The 19600-nt window shown below is 28.4% G+C and carries 20 protein-coding genes; 16 read left to right on the forward strand and 4 right to left on the reverse strand.

Annotated features, from left to right (window positions below; genetic code table 11):
- Window positions 1-24 precede the first annotated feature (24 nt).
- From ACSYT2_RS06360 to ACSYT2_RS06370, 3 genes are all read left to right on the forward strand, one after another.
- Window positions 25-372 (forward strand): hypothetical protein, encoded by a 348-nt coding sequence (locus tag ACSYT2_RS06360; RefSeq protein ID WP_430856344.1) that lies wholly within the window; start codon window positions 25-27, stop codon window positions 370-372.
- A 155-nt stretch (window positions 373-527) separates the two neighbouring features.
- Entirely contained in the window at window positions 528-1307 is a 780-nt protein-coding gene (locus tag ACSYT2_RS06365; protein ID WP_438384223.1) for a PhzF family phenazine biosynthesis protein, read from the forward strand.
- Window positions 1308-1341: 34 nt separating this feature from the next.
- A complete protein-coding gene (locus tag ACSYT2_RS06370; RefSeq protein ID WP_438384224.1) occupies window positions 1342-2205 on the forward strand; it encodes an MBL fold metallo-hydrolase in 864 nt (287 codons plus the stop codon).
- Window positions 2206-2265: 60 nt separating this feature from the next.
- On the opposite strand, the gene ACSYT2_RS06375 is transcribed toward ACSYT2_RS06370, so the two are convergent.
- The 3 genes from ACSYT2_RS06375 to ACSYT2_RS06385 form a co-directional block, all read right to left on the reverse strand.
- A complete protein-coding gene (locus tag ACSYT2_RS06375) occupies window positions 2266-5349 on the reverse strand; it encodes a cellulose binding domain-containing protein (protein ID WP_438384226.1) in 3084 nt (1027 codons plus the stop codon).
- Window positions 5350-5527: 178 nt separating this feature from the next.
- Entirely contained in the window at window positions 5528-6037 is a 510-nt protein-coding gene (locus ACSYT2_RS06380; RefSeq protein ID WP_430856348.1) for a ferritin, read from the reverse strand.
- Between the two features lie 155 nt (window positions 6038-6192).
- A complete protein-coding gene (locus tag ACSYT2_RS06385) occupies window positions 6193-8388 on the reverse strand; it encodes a dockerin type I domain-containing protein (RefSeq protein WP_438384227.1) in 2196 nt (731 codons plus the stop codon).
- 242 nt (window positions 8389-8630) lie between these two features.
- Between ACSYT2_RS06385 and ACSYT2_RS06390 the strand changes: the two genes are divergently transcribed.
- From ACSYT2_RS06390 to ACSYT2_RS06450, 13 genes are all read left to right on the forward strand, one after another.
- The gene (locus ACSYT2_RS06390) at window positions 8631-9431 is read left to right on the forward strand and encodes a RelA/SpoT domain-containing protein (RefSeq protein WP_438384229.1); all 801 of its coding nucleotides are present in this window, start codon (window positions 8631-8633) and stop codon (window positions 9429-9431) included.
- Between the two features lie 226 nt (window positions 9432-9657).
- The gene (locus tag ACSYT2_RS06395) at window positions 9658-10413 is read left to right on the forward strand and encodes a hypothetical protein (protein ID WP_438384231.1); all 756 of its coding nucleotides are present in this window, start codon (window positions 9658-9660) and stop codon (window positions 10411-10413) included.
- A gap of 162 nt (window positions 10414-10575) precedes the next feature.
- Complete coding sequence (locus tag ACSYT2_RS06400) at window positions 10576-11229, forward strand: response regulator transcription factor (RefSeq protein ID WP_438384232.1); 654 nt, start codon at window positions 10576-10578, stop codon at window positions 11227-11229.
- The gene (locus ACSYT2_RS06405) at window positions 11230-12669 is read left to right on the forward strand and encodes a sensor histidine kinase (RefSeq protein ID WP_438384234.1); all 1440 of its coding nucleotides are present in this window, start codon (window positions 11230-11232) and stop codon (window positions 12667-12669) included.
- A 118-nt stretch (window positions 12670-12787) separates the two neighbouring features.
- Window positions 12788-13528, forward strand: a complete 741-nt coding sequence (locus ACSYT2_RS06410; protein ID WP_438384235.1) for a hypothetical protein — start codon at window positions 12788-12790, stop codon at window positions 13526-13528.
- A 109-nt stretch (window positions 13529-13637) separates the two neighbouring features.
- A complete protein-coding gene (locus ACSYT2_RS06415; protein ID WP_438384236.1) occupies window positions 13638-14390 on the forward strand; it encodes a hypothetical protein in 753 nt (250 codons plus the stop codon).
- A 20-nt stretch (window positions 14391-14410) separates the two neighbouring features.
- Window positions 14411-15379, forward strand: a complete 969-nt coding sequence (locus tag ACSYT2_RS06420) for a hypothetical protein (RefSeq protein ID WP_438384238.1) — start codon at window positions 14411-14413, stop codon at window positions 15377-15379.
- Between the two features lie 54 nt (window positions 15380-15433).
- On the forward strand, window positions 15434-15727 hold the full coding sequence (locus ACSYT2_RS06425; protein ID WP_430856357.1) for a ribosomal protein L7/L12: 294 nt from the start codon (window positions 15434-15436) through the stop codon (window positions 15725-15727).
- A gap of 254 nt (window positions 15728-15981) precedes the next feature.
- Window positions 15982-16755 carry a GNAT family N-acetyltransferase gene (locus tag ACSYT2_RS06430; protein WP_438384240.1) on the forward strand — a complete coding sequence of 258 codons (774 nt, stop codon included), beginning with the start codon at window positions 15982-15984 and terminating at the stop codon, window positions 16753-16755.
- Between the two features lie 54 nt (window positions 16756-16809).
- Window positions 16810-17244 carry a UDP-N-acetylglucosamine pyrophosphorylase gene (locus ACSYT2_RS06435; protein WP_430856359.1) on the forward strand — a complete coding sequence of 145 codons (435 nt, stop codon included), beginning with the start codon at window positions 16810-16812 and terminating at the stop codon, window positions 17242-17244.
- Window positions 17245-17380: 136 nt separating this feature from the next.
- Window positions 17381-17539, forward strand: coding sequence for a DUF1540 domain-containing protein (locus tag ACSYT2_RS06440; RefSeq protein WP_430856360.1), 159 nt, complete (start codon window positions 17381-17383; stop codon window positions 17537-17539).
- A gap of 113 nt (window positions 17540-17652) precedes the next feature.
- The gene (locus ACSYT2_RS06445; protein ID WP_430856361.1) at window positions 17653-17949 is read left to right on the forward strand and encodes a hypothetical protein; all 297 of its coding nucleotides are present in this window, start codon (window positions 17653-17655) and stop codon (window positions 17947-17949) included.
- Window positions 17950-18049: 100 nt separating this feature from the next.
- The gene (locus ACSYT2_RS06450) at window positions 18050-18568 is read left to right on the forward strand and encodes a phosphatase PAP2 family protein (RefSeq protein ID WP_438384243.1); all 519 of its coding nucleotides are present in this window, start codon (window positions 18050-18052) and stop codon (window positions 18566-18568) included.
- A gap of 86 nt (window positions 18569-18654) precedes the next feature.
- Here the strand turns inward: ACSYT2_RS06450 and ACSYT2_RS06455 are convergent, their stop codons facing one another.
- Window positions 18655-19446 carry a hypothetical protein gene (locus ACSYT2_RS06455; RefSeq protein WP_430856363.1) on the reverse strand — a complete coding sequence of 264 codons (792 nt, stop codon included), beginning with the start codon at window positions 19444-19446 and terminating at the stop codon, window positions 18655-18657.
- Window positions 19447-19600 lie beyond the last annotated feature (154 nt).

A 19600-nucleotide genomic window follows, 5' to 3' on the forward strand; every position in this document is an offset into this window, starting at 1 on the left:
AATCAATAGAAATGAGGTATATTAATGAATAATATTGAAATTAATCTTATAGAAGCAGGTAAAAAATTAGGGCTATATCCAAAGATAGTAACTTCTACTAAATCATTTGATAATTATAATAGTTTTTTCAATATATTTTGGGAGGCAGAGGAGCCTTGTAGAAGAATTGTTGTATTAACACCATATGAGGAATTAGAAGAAATCGATGATAGATCACCTGGCGAAGATATAATAAAGTATGAAATAATTGATGGTAACATATGGATAGAAGAATATCCATTAACAACTAATCCAGATAAAATTATTTTAGAAAATATAAAAATATCTAAAGAAATTGTAAAAGACCTTGCAGAGAAGTACAAAAAGATATAGAGTGATTCTTAGCTTCAGCTGCAATTTTCTTGATAATTAATACATCATTCCAACTATAGGTTAGAAGAAAAGAAAAAACTGAAAAATTGTGAAAAAGGATACTATTTATAAGATAACTTTGCAGGATTATTAAAAAAATTTATTGGGGTGGTAAAATGGAAAATAAGATATATATAGTAGATGCCTTTGCGGATGAAAGCTTTAAAGGAAATCAAGCAGCAGTTTGTCCTTTAAGTGAATGGCTTACGGATGACACTATGCAAAAAATTGCAATGGAAAATAATTTGTCTGAAACAGCCTTTTTTAAGAAAGAAGGAAATGGGTATAAATTAAGATGGTTTACACCAGAGTATGAAATAGATTTATGTGGTCATGGAACACTAGCATCTGCATATATAATTTTTAAATACATAGAAACAGATTTAGAAGTAATAGAATTCAGCACAATAAGCGGTATTTTAAAGGTTTCAAGAAATGATGATAAAATTACTATGGAGTTTCCTATAAGAGAAGGGGAAAGAATAGAAGTTTCTGAAATAATATTTGAAGCTTTAGGAGTCATCCCTGTAGCTGCATATAAATCAAGGGATCTAATGTTGGTACTTGAAGTGGAAGATGATATAAGATATTTACAACCTAATATGGAAATACTTAAATGTATTGATGTAGATGGGATAATAGTTACTGCTAAGGGAAAAGAAGTAGATTTTGTTTCAAGATTTTTCGTTCCTAATAGTGTTATTAATGAGGATCCAGTAACAGGATCTGCTCATTGTACATTAATTCCATATTGGTCAAAAAGATTAGATAAAACTATTATGATTGCAGAACAGCTTTCTAAAAGAGGTGGCAAGCTACACTGTGAATTGATAGAGGATAAAGTATTAATAAGTGGCAGATGTGTAGTTTATTTAGAGGGGATTATAAATATATAATAAATTCAAATATTATTAAGACTAAGGAGACGCTATGTTTAATAAAATAACAGACAGAGTATATTATATGGATTTCAAAAAAGAAAGTGATAGACCTGTATTAGGATTAGTAGTAGGTGATAATTATAGTTTAGTAGTAGATGGAGGAAACTCAAAGGCTCATGCTGAGGAATTCTTAGGGTATGTAGCTAAACTAAATGTTCCACCATTAAAATACTTAGCCTTAACACACTGGCATTGGGATCATGTATTTGGAATAACTACAATGAACTTAATAAATATTATTGGAGAGAAAAGTAATAGGAAGCTTAAATGGATGAAAGGCTTAGAATGGACAGATAAGGCTATAGATGAAAGAGTCGAGAGTGGAGAAGAAATAGAATTTTGTAGGGAACATATTAAGGTTGAATTACCAAGTAATGATAGATATGTGGAAATTCCATCAGCTGATATAGTATTTAAGAACTATATAGAAGTAGATTTAGGTGGAGTAATTGTTAATATTGAACATATAGACTGTGATCATTCAGAGGATTCAGTAATTGTAAATATACCAGGAGAGAAGGTAACATTCCTTGGGGATTCATTATATATGGATATGTATCGTGGGGAATGGAGTTACAGTAGGGAAAAGTTCTATAAACTTTTAGAAAAATTAGAAGACTATAAATCGAAGTATTATATACCTGCACATCATGAATTATATGATTTTAAAGGATTCAGGGATTTTGTAAGATACGAAAAATCTATTGGGGATATAGTAGGTGCTAGTATTTCTTTAGAAGAGTCTTTACTAAATTTTGAAAAGATTAATAATAAAAGAGCTACAGAGGATGAAAAAGAGAATTTGGCTGCCTTTGTAGAAGGAAATAAGAAGAATTTAACTACAAAAATATAGGATAATGGTGTACCTTTATATAAAGGTACACCATTAAAAATAACAAGATATTGATACTAATTAAAATCGTGATGAAACATATACTAAATCGTAAATATCTATTATTTCATCCTTATTAAAATCTACAACTGGAAGAAAATTTAGACTAGATGATTGAGTATTATATCTGTCTGCAATTATTCCAATATCTAAAGAATCAACTTTACCATCTCCGTTTACATCTCCAGCAATATCTTTTAAAGAAGGTGATGTAAACTTTATGCTAGAGATAGTTGAGTTACCTACACCACCACTGCAACTACCTGATAAGGTTATCTTTTCACCTTTCTTTAAAGAATTATTCCAAGCTTTTGGGGTTACAATATAGTTATTCCCATTTGAGGTTATATTTCCATCTGGGAGGGAATTGATCTTTTTATCAAAGGTGAAGGATAAGGACCAATCAGTGATGTCATTATTGCTATTATTAGTTAAAACTAGTTCGAAGTTTGCTCCAGTACCCCAATCAGCTGTAACATTAAAATCTACTTTCACCTTTGAATCAGGTGGAGTAGTAGCATTGCATGTTACTTTTAAATCATTACTAACTGTTGTTGCATCTTTATTTATTAAATCTAACCTGTAAATGTAAGTGCCAGTTTCTTTTTTAATAAAGGTAACAGGTATATCTTGAGCTATAGCTGTTACAGCACCAGTTTTAACTATTTTATTATTTTCGTACAAGTTATACGAAGTAGCATTTGATTTCGTAGGTATAGATAAATTTAAAGTATAGTTACCATCATTTGAAGCCTTATCTACTGTAATATTACCCGTAAGTGGAATATCAATTGGAGGAACTACAGTATTATTAACCTTTATTGTTAAGTTGTCGCTTGAAGTGGAACCATAGCTGTTAATTAAATCCAACTTATACATGTAGGTACCAGTTGGTTTATTAATTACATCATGAATAACAGAGGTAGCTGAATTAGTAAGAGATCCAGACTTAACAGTTGTCCCATTTTCGTATAACTTATAGGATGTAGCTTTTGAATTATTCGGCACACTAAGTGTTAATTTATAGTTACCATTACTGTTTATATTATCTGTAGTAATAGATCCCTTCAAAGGTAAATCCTTTATAGGAGGTTCTACTGTGCCACCTGTTTTCAATGGTAAAGGATTTTTCAAATAGCGTTGAGCCTTTGTAATCCACCAGTAGTTATCAGGTGCAGGAGAACCAACAGCATCTGTACTAGAGTTAACTCCAGCACCAAATAAAATAGATACTACACCAGCATCTCTAGTCTCTTCCATATGGCTACCCCAAGTAACTTTATTACCTGATGTTGTTATTTTAGGGTCATTTGCAGTATTACCGCTAAAATAGGTTTGTCTATTTCCAGCCCCAGGCGTAAAGGTATCACCAAAGAAATAATTAGGTGCAGAATCTTCATAATTACCTTCTTTATTTGTTAAATCAGCAAATTCGCCACCGTTATATGGATTAGGTTCATTAGAATGATTTAAGCGTCCTACAGGGATTTGCCATAGAATAACAGGTTTATTTGTTACTTCATGAAGAGTTTTTGTATATAATAAGTAGTTATTCCATAAATCTGCATTCCATAACCATTTTGAAGATTTAGGGTCACTTGCAGCATTTGCTTCATAACCACCATCTAATCCGTATTTATCTATAGAAATAAAGTCAGCACCAAAGGAGGTTATTCCAGCCGCATTATAATAATTAGCTGTTTCAGTTGCAACTTGCTTTATAAATTGACGTCCAGCATCCCAGCCTGCAAATTCAGTTTTATGAAGTAATCCTTGGGCTGTTATCTCATGACTATCATAGGCCCAAATATTAAACTGCCAACCAAAATAAGAAGGTTTATGATATTTTCTAACTGTGTAATTTATTGATTCTACAAGACCTTTAACAGAGTTTTCAAAGTTTGGATCCTTTCCTTTTTCTAATACCCCTGAAGAGTAGGCAGCATCAACCATTGCAGTAATTTCATTTGGTTGTTTGTTAGACTGTTGCATCATATATCCAAGAAAATCAGGTTCAAATATCATTCCTACAGTTTCATCTTCAGTATATTCTTTACATATATCTAAGAAGAACTTTAAATCTTTAAAATAAGCTTCCATATAGGATTTATCATTAATATGTTTTATATCAAGATCATAACTTTCTCCATCATCTGGGATGTTATAGTAGACAAAGAAAGGAATCATTCCAAGTTTTAGACTTTCTTTAATGTAATTTTTTACCCTATCTCCATCTTCTGTTGTCCAACTTCTCCATCCACCAAAAGGTCCACCATTGACATAAATATATCTAATGTCTGAACGTTTATTTGTATCATCATTACTAGTTTCTTTCCAGAAGTTTAAATCATTATCAGTATCCTCTGATACTTGTCCTAGAGAAAGATAATCAGGCATTCCAGGAAGAGAACCATCTGTATTTCTAACTCTAACTCCAATTTGTCTTATATCCCCAGTTACTTCATCAATAATTTTCAATCCACTACGTCCAGAAGCTGTTCCTTGTACAGATAGTGTGTCACCATTTATTATTGATGCTTTAACAGTTGAAGTATTGCTTGATATAACCTTAAATTTTGGACTAGAATTTGAACTATTTAATAATTTGTAGTTGTTTACACTTTGTGTAATGGTCATCTGATATTTTATAGAGTTAGCATCTATACCATCAATAAATATCTTTTGTTTTCCATCCTTACCTACTTGAACTTGAAGTATATCACTTGTCGTAGTACCATAACTATTTATAAATTCTGCTTTATAGTTATACATACCTACTCCTGTACGTCCTTTTACTTGAAATACAGTTGATTGAACACTTGGAGTGTTATCAGTAAGTTTACCTTCAGCTATTTGAGTGAAGTTTCCAGTTGGTCCAAATCTCTCATACAGCTTATAGCTTGTCGCATTATTCCCATAATACATATTCATAGTGATATCATAATCACCATCATAATCTGTTCCAAATTGATTGTGGGATAATGTAGGTTTACCCGGAGCAGCTGTTGCAGCAGCATTTACGATAGTAACAGGTAAAAGTGAAATAATTAGTGTGATAATAATGAGAAATGATAAGGTTTTCTTTTTATTAACATTAGGATACATAAACTTTCCCCCTTATAAAATATAGTCTCAATACTATGTTTACATTTTTTTTATTTAATGTCAAATAATACTAATATAAAACTTTGATTTTTTAATATATAATTAAAGTTATTTATCAAAACAATTCTATATGATTAAATTTATAAAAAAAAGGACTATCAAATGATAGTCCTATAAATTATGCATTTGTTGATGGAGTATAAACTCTAGCAGAAAGCTCTTCATCAATCATATAGATAGCAGCTGGATTATTTTCAGATCTTTTAACCTTTTTAAGTAATGAATTAAAACTATTTTCTTCTTCTACTTGCTCATCGATAAACCATTTTAACAAGCTCATTGTAGCATGTTCTCTTTCTTCGAAAGCAATATCTGCAAGATTATAAATTTTACGCGTAACTAATTGTTCATGTTCGTATCCTTTTTCGAAGACATCAATAATATTTTCATATGTAGTGATAGGTTTTTCAATTCTTTCTAATTCAACAAAACCATTCTTTTGGAATATGTAGTCATAAAGTTTCATTGCATGAGCTAATTCTTCTTGAGCCTGAACTCTAAAGAAATTAGCAAAACCACTTAAATCTTGATTTTCGCAGTATCCAGCCATTGCAAGGTAAGTATAAGATGAGTAGAACTCAAAGTTTACTTGGTCATTAAGACTTTTTAATAAATTTTCACTTAACATATTAACTCTCCTTTATCGTCATCTGTACTATTTTGGTTTACTTTATACCAAATTATTCTACCTCGAATATTGGAATATTTCAAATCTATATAAGAGAATATAAAAGGAGCATGTAAAAATAGATTGATATTTCTACATGCTCCTTAAAATATAGACTATTTAAATCTTTGGACTTCTCTAGACATAATAGCTGCCTTTGGAGGAGCCGATGCAGCTTGATTATTAGCTGATACTACTTGCTCTATCCATGATGCCCCAGAAGGAGATGGGTGTTGGTCTTCTGGTAAATACTTTTCGATGACTCTAAGTAAAGTTAAGAAGTCATATCTGTATGAGATAGTATCTCCACCCCAGTGTTTAGCAAGTAAATCAAAGGCTTTCTTAGTATCATTTTTCATTGCCTTCCATTCATCATCTGTTGGAGTACCATTTCCATAGAATAATCTTAATTGATCAAAATACTTTTCCATCTTATTCCAGGAAATTTTAGCATCGTACACATTTTCAGTCTCTTTATCCATTTCATTTATTATATTTTGGATATTCTCAATATGGTTTGCAAATCCTGAGAGATCATAATCTTTATTTATATTTGTTGAGTTAATAGCACCTTCTCTATGAGTTGTAAATAAATTTCTTTGTAAAAGTCCATATACACCTCTGTTATAAGAGTTATCTACAAGTACAAATTCAACCCATGGGTCTTTTGATAATTTAATAAATTCATCAAATTTATTATTAGGTATAGAATATAGGAATTCTCTAGTCATCGTCAAACTTATATAAGAAGTAATAGCGGAATGTACATAAGATGGATCATCTGGATCACCTGTTTCTAATGTAACATATTTATCATGTTCAGCAGTATTTGGTAGATAATCTTTATATTGTTTTTTAACTTCATTAAAATTACCTTTTTCCATTTGGAATGGTCCATCTGGATGTTTCTTTTGAATTGGCCAAGCCCATGTCTTACCATCTAATTCAGTAAGATTTGAATTTTCACCTGATTCCAAAGGTACTAAGGAGCAAGTACTATTTTCTTTTATAGATAGACCAACCATAAAGCTTGGATTTAATCCTAAGAATTCAGTACCTGTTGCTAATCCAAGTGCTAAATATTCTGAAGGTATCCAAATTCTAAGGTTAGAATAGCCATTAATCTTCATAGGCATCTGTTTAGGCATTCCTATTTGCATTTGAGTTGGATGAGCAGGATTTGTATACATGAGTTTATTTCCTGTATTACCTTTAACGGTACTATCATAGTACTGTTCCTTATTTGCAATTAAATCATTTATAGTTAAGTTGGCTTTATTTTTGCTCCAAGTGGAAGGTAATCCTGCAAATTTAGGGTATTCAATATTACCTCTAATTAAATTAGCCTTTATATTCGTAGGTTTATTTTCACTTTTTTTCTTTCCTTTAACTACAAAGACTTTAGTAGTACCATAACTAAGAAGACGTTCATCATTTTTCAGATCAATAGTAACTGTTTTTCCATCTTTTTTATAGGAAGCACAATTTGAAATAGAAGTTATTTCATTATCAGTATCAAAGCTAAGTCCCCATGCGGAAAAGTCCATACCATCCCATATATACTTTTTATTTGGATTTGCCATATAAACTGCCCATTCAAAGCTGTCATCTTTTTCACGTAGTACTGTATAACCTAGTGCAGGTATTCCAGCTGCAGATTCAGGTAGAGGAACTTCAATAGGCTTTTCATTTTTTGTTACTTCATGTATTACAGTATTCTTTGACTTAGTAACACCGATAGCGTTTACAAGCTCTGCAGTGTATTCATAGGTTCCATTAGGTTTGTCTTTAAAATCATAGGATGCACTTTGAGCTCCTGGTGAAGCATTAACTAGTGGCACTGATGCAACTTTATCCCCATTTTCATATAAAATCCATTGGTCTCCATTAGTACCAAACCATAAGTTCATGGTAATAGTATAATTAGGTCCACCATCCCAATTATTTTTTGAAATTTGAAACTCTGCTGGAACTGTTGTATCGGTTGATACAGTAAAATTAGAAGAAACTTTAACTATGTCGTAAATATCAATTATGCCATCACTATTCAAATCATATAAGGAATTAAAGATTGTATCACCTGTTCTTGAGTTGTATGCTTGAGAGATAAGGGCCATATCAAGAATATTCACCTTCCCATCCCCATTTAGATCACCTGTGACAGTAGTAATTGAAGAATTAGTAGTTAAATCTGATTTGATTGAAGTAAAATTATTTGTTGCAGCACTAACAGGTTGAGTTAACCCTAACAGCATTAAAGTTGAGAGAGTTATAGCAGTAACTTTCCTTTCATTTTTAATTGTTTTTTTCATTTATATTCCCCCCCTTATTATATAATTTAATCTTAAGTAATTACCTAAAATTTGTCAATAAAGTAAATAAATGAATGTGTTATTTTTAAGAGAAGGTTCATAAATATTAAAAATTCTTAGGAAGCTATAATATTTATTTTAATTTAATAAGAGAATATAGATAAAAGTAAAATTTATAAATGTAGAAATATAATATGAGAAAATATATAATGTAATAAGGTAATTATAAAGGAGTATACATTATGAAGAAAAGATTTAATCTAGAAGAGTTCCTATCAAAGTATCCACATGCTAAAGATGAGATAGAAAGTAATAATATTAATACTAAAAATCTTGAAGAAATATATGGGGATTATGTACATTACAGGACATCCTATGAGAATCAAGCAAATTTTATTGCTAATATTCTTAGAGAGCAACCAATGATTCATTCAGTTAAATCTAGAATTAAAGAAGCTGATAGATTAATAGAAAAAATAATAAGAAAAACTGAAGATAGAAAAGGGAAGTATAATAATAATTTTCAGTTTGATTTAGAGAATTATAAGAATGAGATTAATGACCTAATTGGAATAAGAGTAATACATATATTTAAAGACCAATGGCAAGAGATACATGAGTTTATTATGAATACATGGAGTGTAATAGAAGTAACAGCAAATGTTAGGGAAGGGGATAACACAAAGATATTTCATGATCTTAATATAGAGGTTAGATCAAGAATATCTGGCTATCGCTCTGTTCATTATTTAGTAGAGTTTTATCCTACAAACCAGAAAGTGATCGCTGAAATACAAGTAAGGACAATATTTGAGGAAGGATACGGTGAAATTGATCATTTGCTGAGGTACTCAAGCAATGATATTCCTGAGCTTATAAAGACAAATTTATTGCTTTTTAATAGAATTGTTGGTAGTGCTGATGAAATGGCATCACTAATTAATAATTTGAGTAAAAATTTAATAGAAAATAATAATAAATACGAGGCGATAATTAAGAAACAAAATATTGAAATAGAAAAACTTAAAAACAAACTAGAATAAGTATTAGTGTTCTACATAATAGAGAGAAATTAATATACATATATTACTCAAGTTAATATTAGAACATCGAAAATAACAGCTTTTTATTATATTTAAATATATAATAAAAAGCTGTTATTTTTTACAACTTCGTGACAAGTTATGGATAAAATTTATAAATTTATGTTATATACTTAATTTGTAATAGGGATCCCGTGCACAAAATAAATCTTGGAGGTATAAAATTATGAATAAAAAAAGGATATTTGTTTATGTATTTGCAGTAGCAATAGTGGTAGCTAGCTCATCATTAGTTTATGCAAGCCAAAAATCAGTAGAAGGCACAAAAAATTCAGTTACATCTATTGATGATAAATCAGAAGAATCTAAAAGTGAAGCAAGTAATGGGGAGATAAGTGATGAAGAAGCAATAAACATAGCTACCGAAGCAATGAAAATTTATATGGGAAAGGATGCAAGCTTCTTCAGTGAAACTAGCATTAATAGAATTAATAACTCTAGAACAGTAGAAGTAACTGTTGATGGGGAAAAGTATATGGTTAAAGAAAAGGATGCTAAATGGATAGAGCTATTGTTAAATGAAAAGGATATTGAAGGCGCAAAAAATGCTGCCCAATATGCTTCTGAAGCAAAACCAAATATTATTTCAGTTAGCTTTAGACCAAAGACTTCTAATGATAGATTTACGGCAAATTATGTTGATATAAACGCTGATAATAGAGAGATACTAGATATTACTGCAATGAATCAATTAGAAAAATTCAATTCACAGCCAGATAAAAATAAAATTAAAGATGCAACAATTAATTTTTTCAATAAGATTGATAAAAAAATTGATGAAAACTCTATTTTTATAAAAAATGAAATAGATTATGACTTTGGAAGAATGTTTGTAGAGTTAAAACTTAGTGATGGGAATAAGGTCTCAATAGTTATAGACTTAAAGGATTACTCGGTAATTCAATATAAGGTTGAATATTAAAGAATAAAACCACTTTAGTAAAGTAAATAGTATAGAAAGATAAACATAAAAAGATAAGCTCTAAAGAAAATAAAGGTAAAAACAAGAGTAAACAGGTTATAATAATAGGATAAAGTTAGTGTAAGATTAATTATTATAATTTTTAGTATATGGAGTGATTGTATGATAAAAGTTTTGGTGGTTGAAGATGATTTACCTATTTCAAATTTAATTAAGTTAAATCTAAATATGGCAGGCTATGAATGTGTAAGAGCATTTAATGGAGAAGAGGCTTTAAATAAAATTGAGGATACAGTAATTGACATAATACTTTTAGATGTTATGTTACCCAAAATTGATGGATTTACTTTGTTTGAAAAAATCAAATCTTTAGGCATTCCGGTAATATTTTTAACTGCCAAAACATCAGTTGCTGACAAGGTACATGGCTTAAAGATAGGAGCAGATGATTATATAACTAAGCCCTTTGAAGGTCTTGAGTTACTAGCTAGAATAGAAAATGTATTAAGGCATTATGATAAAAAAGTAAATATAATAAATATTGGGGATTTAGAGATACATTTAGATGAAATGGTAGTAAAAAAAAGAGGGGAAGCTATTGAGCTAACACTTAAGGAGTTTGAGCTTTTAGCCTTTTTGGTGAAAAATAAAAATGTAGTTTTAACAAGAGAAAAATTGATCGAGATGATTTGGGGTTATGATTATTTAGGAGAAACTAGAACTATAGATAATCATATACAAAAATTAAGAAAAAAATTGGACCTAAAAGATAAAATAAAAACAGTATTTAAGCTAGGATACAGATTGGAGGTATAAGTGAAGTTTTGGGAAAAAATATTGTTATGCATGTTAATTACTTTCGAAGTTTTCTTTATACCTACATCTATATATTTATTTAATAGTAATTTTGAATTAAATCTTAGTGAAGAGATTAATTCATCTATAAGTGAACATAATAGGATTTGTTCATTTATAGAATCAAACCTATATTTGCTGAAGATCCAGCAAAACCAAAATGATTATAAAATGCAAGTTGATAAAGAAAATATAGATTCGATGATTAATAGATACTTGGACAACCTTGGAAAGCAAGATATTCTTTTTGAAGTAATAGATGAAAAAGAAAATATTATTTTTAGTAATCTGAATATAGATACTACAACTTATCGTGAAGAGCTGAATATATATGAAAATAAGATAAATTACTTAATACGTGATTGTGATGATAAAAATTATTTATTTATAGCAAAAAAAATTAATTTGGATAATTATTACTATAAAGTGTCCTACATAAAAGATATTTCTAATACGTATATGAATAGAAAATATTTACTTAATCTACTTTTGAGATTAAATTTAATAGTATCAATAGTGTTAATGATTATAACAATAATATTAAGTAAATTTATAGTAAATCCAATAAATAAACTAATTAAATCAACAAAAATAATAGCAGAGGGGAATTTTAGTGAAAGAGTTAAAGTAACTTCACAAGATGAAGTTGGAATGTTATCAAAACATTTTAATGATATGGCAAATGTTGTAGAAGAAAAGATAGATGAACTTGAAAGACTAGCTGAGGACAAGCAACGTTTCATTGATAACCTTGCACATGAGCTCAGAACTCCATTAACCTCAATAATAGGTTATGCTGATTTCCTTAGAACAACTAAGTATAATGAAGAGCTGTTTATCGAATCATTAAGCTATATATACGACGCTGGTAAAAGGTTAGAAAAGCTTTCTTGTACACTAATGGATTTAATTATGCTTAGAAAAAATGATTTTGAGATGAGATTTGAAAATATTAAAGAATTGCTATTAGAAATAAAAAATGACTTATATTTTAAGCTAAAGGATAAAAATATAGGGTTGGAGATTATATGTGATGATATTAACCTTTCAATAAATAAAAATTTAATTATGATTCTTATTACTAATTTGGTGGATAATGCAATTAAAGTATCTAGCCCAGGGGATAAAATCTATTTAAGAGCATATAAATACGATGAAAATTTAATAGTACTTGAAGTGAAAGATAGAGGGGTTGGTATCCTAAAGGAAGATATTGATAAAATATTTGAGCCTTTTTTTATGGTAGATAAATCTAGAGAAAGAGCAAATGGAGGAGTTGGATTAGGTCTTTCATTGTGTAGTCATATTGCCCAAATTCATAATGCTAAGATTTCTGTAGATAGCAGTATTGGTAACGGGACAACTATAAAAATAGGATTTATACATAGTAAAAATATATAATACAAAGACATTCTATTTATTAAGAATTAGGATGTTTTTTTTTATATATGTTAAAAAGCTTTATTTATATGGAAATATATGGTAATATATAAAAGGAATAATTGAGGAGGGATATATAATGAGTTTAATGGGGATACAGATATACTCAGATTTAGATGGTAAGTTTACAAGATTGCTAACTGAGAAATTATCAGAATATCTAAAAGATATATTAGGTAATTTAAATAATTACTCTAAGTATATAACTTCAATTAGCTTTAAAAAGTTTAAAGAAGAAGAGTCTACGAGATCTTCATATAATCTAACTGAAAAGAAAATTGATATAATTGTTGGTGATAAGTTGCCCTTGGTTTACGATAGTATATATCATCAAATATTACATTCTAAGAATAATTATAAATCCCTATACAACATAAACCTAACTAAAAAATACCCTTTTATACATAGGTTTATAGATCAGTATATTTCATATTCAAAAACCATGGAATTTATGATCAATAAGGAGCTTAAGAAGAATGACAAACTCTGTAATTGGTATATAGAATCTATAACTGAAGTAAACAAAAGTTATGACAATGATATTTATGAAAATCTAAATTTAATTTACTCAATTTGTATGAAGGGTGGAAGAGACAGCAACTGCTCTTTAGTAGAAGAGAAGGAGCTCAGTAGGCTTATTAACATAGCTGCATATAATCTAGCAAAAATTAATTCACTGAAAATAAATTGTTTTGATATTAGATTAAGTGGATTATTAATAGATTTAGACAGTTTGAAATCGCCTATTTCAGGTAAAGATTGTAGGTTAATAGAATCAGCTTTTGAAATAATTCATGAAAATATAAGCGAGTTTGTTTAATGGGATTAAAAGACACTAGTAATATTATAATTACTAGTGTCTTTTTTTATAAGCATTAATGGGAAAATGTGTTATAATTTAGCTATATTTACATTAGGAGGTTAGCTAAATGGATATAGCAGGAGTTACAATTTATTCGGATTTAGAGGATTTACTTACAAAACTTCTAATTGAGAAAATAGATAAGTACTTAAAAGAGATTATTGGGAATACTGAAGATTATTCAAAATATATAAAATCAATTACTTTAAGTAAAGGTATCAAGAATTTAAGTGGCACCAATATTGATGAGTGTAGTCATTTTATGGGTGATGAAGGTTATGATCCAAGCACCAAAGAAATTACAATATTAGTTGGAGATAAAATACCATTAGTTTATGAGAATCTATTTCATGAAATACAACATTCAAAAAATAGTGGAGCAGATTTTTCTAATTTAGTATTAAGAGAAAAGTATCCTTTCATATTTGATTTTATTGATGAATATATAGGATACAAAAAATCAATTAACTATATGATACAGAATGAATTAAGAGATAATAGCAAAATACTTGAATGGTATTTGAAGGTAATTAGGGATAGAAATATAGAGTATGAGGATATAATAAATGAAAACATTGAGTATTTAAACACTATAAATATAAGAGAAAAATATAATGATAATTATGTTAAGCTTAATAATAACATGTATAACAATACATATAGTTTTGCATACATGCTAGCAAAAAAACGAATTTTAGGTACAGAGGGGTACGATACTAAGTTTAGGCGATTAATTAAAGAACTAGATAAGGTAAGAGATAGGATAACAAACATAGACTGCAGAGCCATTGAAAAAGTATTTAAAGCAATAATTTTTTAATTATATAGGAGCTGAGATAAGTGGATGAAAAAAAAATTGTAAAAATTCATGGAGAAGCAACAAATTCAGAAATTATATCTGCATTAAATATTGCAAGAGAAGGATTGGGAATGGATATAATAGATTCAGATGATAATCTTTCAATTGAAGACATGCTTAAATATTTTAACCAAGTTAAAGAAGAGGCGGTAGATGCACTTTCTGAATGTGACCTATATCCTAATAGAGATGCAATTGTGGAAATATTAGAGAAAGATTATATACCGCCATTAGATATTATAAAAATTAAAAATAACAATTTAAGATTTGCCAAGCTTATTCAGGAAGATATAGAAGATATTAACAGTAAAGAATTATTAGATAAATCTGATGATAGTATTTATATGTACTTATATCAAAGAGGTTGGATACTAAGCAGGAACATTAGTCCTAAAAAGATATTTCTCTATATATACGTAAATAGCCAATGGGGTAACGAATTACTTCGACCAGAAAACTTAAATAAAATTATTCCAATATATTTAAAGGAAAAGAATATTTCATTAATAGATATAATAGAATCTTGGGATAATAAGTTATTTCTCGAAAGAAGGCATATTTTTAAAGAGTGCATTTGGGCTATAAAAGAAAAGAAATACTATTTGGCAATTTCAACACTACTAACTCAATTAGAGGGGATATTATATAGTGGATATGGCTCTAAAGTAACAGAAAATAACCAGAAAGGCTATTGGAACGTTAAACAATCCTTAAATTATGCTTTTAATGATGAGAAAGGAAGTTGGTACAAGGCTGTTCATTATATACTTGAAAATGATATTTATGCAAACTTTGGTAAAAGTTTCTTAAATTCTTATGATGAAAATGGTGGTTATAAGTCAAATACTAACAGAAACGAAATATTACATGGTATAAATATTAACTATGGAGATGAAAGTTCTTTAGTTAAAGTTGTGATGTTGTTAGATGCATTGGAGGACATACTGTAGTGATTTCATAGTAGACTAAATATAATGAATTAATAGATAGTAGAGGAGAATAATATGGAATTAGTTATTGTTGTTTTATTAATAATAATAATAATGCTTATTGGTAAGATAAATTTATTACAAGAAAATTTAATAAAAATGAATTCTACAATTAATAAAATTGCTAGTAAATTAGGTATTGAAGAGAAGGGGGAGGTCTATAGCTTAAAGGCTATAATAGAGGATGATAGTGAGTTATTAAATATGATTAAAGAAGGTAAAAAGATTAAAGCAATTAAGAAAATAAGGAACATAACCGGAATAGGATTAAAAGAGGCGAAGGAATTTGTTGACAAGTATGAAGTATAGAAAGATTTGAGTTATTCGATAATTATTATAGATAAGAATGAAATAAATAATGTCACTTTAAAAAGCTGTTGACAATGTTAGGCACTGGATGATAATATATTTTTTTGAAGAGGAAAGTTAATCTATGCAGTTACTATGGTATTTTCTATAGACTGTATGGGCTAATACTACTTTGCTAGGTATGAAAAATGGGTAGTTATACTATCCTTTTTTGTTATATAATAATATATAAAATTTAGTAGGTGAATCAAAGGATGGACCCATTTAAAAATGTGGAAATAGAGTATATACGCTCTTTCTCAAAGGAATTAAAAACAGAAAAATTTAATAGATTTTGGGATGAAAATGGTGAGAATATATATGCAAACAATATAACAATAATTAAAGATGAATTATCAGCTGAAGAAATTGTTGAAATAGTATCTAATGAAATAGACTATCGTAAAAAATTAAGAAAAGGATTTTGTATTGTAGAAATATATAATAATGATATTAAAAAGATACTAAGAGGGATAAATCAAAAAGTTTCAAGCATAGATAAATTTGATTATATGTCAGTAGAAACAATAAAATATAAAGAATTAAACTCTCGTAGTGATTATAGTATTAGTGAAGTTAAAACAAATGATGATTATAAAAAACTAGAAGAGCTTAGTATTAAAGATAATACTTCAACTATGGGAAGACCATATTCAAGATATAGAATCAATAGAAAAATTAATGCTTATAAAGATGACAGCAACTCATTGAAAGTATTTCTTTGTGCTAGAGATAGAATAGCAATAGGTTCTTTAGAATTTTTAAAACATAATGAATTTGTAAAGATTGAAGATTTTGGTTTTCTGAAAAAGTATAGAAATCAAGGATATGGGACAAGTTTCTTAAGAGATATCTTAAAGCATGCATATGAAAATAATATTAAGTATGCATATGTCATTACAGATAGTAAAGATACTGCTAAAAATATGTATGCTAAATGTGGTTTTAAAAAAATTGGAGAGAAGACACAACTTATTTTTGATTTATAGTTTAAAATAAAATTATTATATAACAGGAAAATAATGAAAGAAGGTAAAATATAAATGAAGTACGAAGTATCAATTTACGAATTGGGAGATATTCTCAAGAAGATAGAAGAAAAGTATAAATTAAGTATACTAGTAAAAAAAGATCTAAGTGGTGGTTGGTTAACACTAATAGCAGATGCTAAGATTGAATTACTTCCTAAATTGGCATCAGGTTGTCATGGGAAAAGTACAAATATAATAGAAATAAGATTAGAATCAGACAATATAGAAGGATCAGTAATAAAGCTTACGGGAGCTAATAATAGATTATTCACTATTGATGTTTCTTCAACAAGATTTAAAGAGATTCAAACTAATTCAATAGCTTTAGAAAAGATAATGATAAGTAATGAAGAGTGTAAGTTAAGAATCGATGAAGATATTATTTTTACAATTAAGGAAAATGTAGAAGTTATCCAAGATCTAATAGCTGGATTACAATCAAAATAAAATTATCATGCCCAATATTCCCTCGAATATTGGGTATTAATTTTTTTATAAACTAACAAATGGATTATATTGTAGGGAATAAATAATATTTTATAAGGTAAACTATCAAAGAAATCTAATTAGGAGGTTATATACTATGGGTAAGAATGAAAGTATTAAATGTACTGTACAACAGTGCAAATATCATGATAAAGCTGTTGATTATTGTACTTTAAATGAGATTCAAGTAGGAACTCATGAACTAAATCCAAAAGTACCTGAATGTACAGATTGTAAATCATTTGAATTAGCTTAATAGAAAAAAGCATCTAAGTTCTCTTAGATGCTTTTTATATTAAAAGTTTATAATTCTATAGAAATCATATATACGTCTAATCCCCTATATATTATATAAAAGGGGGAATTAATATGAATATTTCTATAGTAATTATACTGGCACTATTATCTGAAAGTGTATGGGAAACTTTAAAGATGACATGGCAAAAAGGTAAAATTAGTACTGATAGGATAGGTGCACTAATAATTTCTATGTTAATCGTGTTTGCAACAGGACTAGACATATTTAAAATATTAAATGTTGAGGCAAAGGCTCCAGGGATAGGTATGGTTCTTACAGCTATATTACTTAGCAGAGGTTCAAATTTTATTCACGATTTAATAGGTAAGATTACTGACATTAAAAGTGTAAATAATAATTCAAATTAGATATAATATATATGATAAATAGGCTTTTAGAATAAAAATATCACTTATAGAGAAAATATAAAAGAAGTAAATAAATTAAGTGATAAGGAATTAATATAAAATGTTTGATTTTATAGAAAAAATAGATATAAAAATATTAAAGTATATTAGCGATAATTTAAACAATAAATTTTTGAATAAAATAATGCCTAAGATAACTGCACTTGGAGACTTAGGACTTATATGGATTGTTATTGGATTTTTATTTATAAGTAATATAGATTATAGAGAAATAGGAAAGTTAATATTCTTGGCTTTAATTTTAACTACAATAGTAGGAGAAGGAGTAATAAAACATATTGTAAGAAGAAAGAGACCATTTATAAAGAGAGAAGGTCAAAACTTATTAATAACAGAACCAATTACTCATTCATTTCCATCAGGCCATACTGCATCATCTTTTGCAGTAGCAGCAGTATTTATAAGAAATGAAAGTGGTATAAGTCTGCTTATATGCCTAATAGCTATACTAATTGGATACTCTAGAATATATCTTAAAGTTCATTACCCATCTGATGTACTAGGGGGAGCTATAATCGGATATTTTTGTGGTTACTGGGTTACCACAATATTATCTTAGAAAGACTAAAAATTAAGAAAAACCTCCTGTAAAAACAGGGGGTTTATTATATCTTACAATAGAGATATAGATTTGTATTTAATAAATTATCCTAATTGAACTATTTTATCTAAACAAACTATTACAACTCTATTATCTAAATTTATTAACCATGCAATGTTTTTTGTAACTGCAATTACTGTAAATCCTATGAAAGTATTAAAATTTAATGAATTTACCCTAATATTTACTGGTCCAATCGAATTTGCAAGGAATTGAGCTTTACTAGCATTACAACAACAGTCATCTTCAGGACCACAGCAGAATTGTTTTGGATCCACAGTTTCAACATTTCTTTGAATAAATCTAATAAATCTTTCACGATTTGTTAAATCACAATCTATTTCTGCTTCATCATTTAGTAAGCTAAATGCTATGGCACTAAGATCACAGATTGTTGTTGCAGTAAAAAGGGGATTAGAATCAGTATAAGTTACTAATCCGTCTGAGCAACTAGAGACAGATTTTAATATTGTTGCCCCATCTGTAGTATTAAATCCTTGTCCAATTAATGTAAAACTAGTTAGGTTTATTATATTTCTAATTGAAGGATTTAATAATAGTTCAATTGCTTCTTGTAAACTTTTCTTACAACAACAAGAAATTTTTTCGGGTTTATGTGGAGGCTTATGGCAGCATTCATTTTTTTCAGAGTTTGTAAAGGATATAATATTTTGAGCACTGTCTTGAATTCTTTCATCTTCTATTCGTTCAGCTCTTCTTTCGGCTCTACGTTCAGCGCGCTCGTCTATTCTTCTTTCATTTAATGATGTATCTAAATCTTCAATTGTACTATAGTAATTATTTCTACATTCTCTATTGTTTCTCTCTTTATTCATCATTATCATCCTTTCATAGTAAAATTAGTTTACTACATTATATTTTAACCATATGAAGATGGTTACAACAAATAAGGTGATAACAGAGTTATTTATAAGTTATTAAATAAAAAAATCTAATATTTATATTGATTTTTACATATTTAAGTTATTA

Origin of the sequence: Clostridium zhoujianii, assembly GCF_051590805.1 — a bacterium.
Lineage (GTDB): Bacteria > Bacillota > Clostridia > Clostridiales > Clostridiaceae > Clostridium.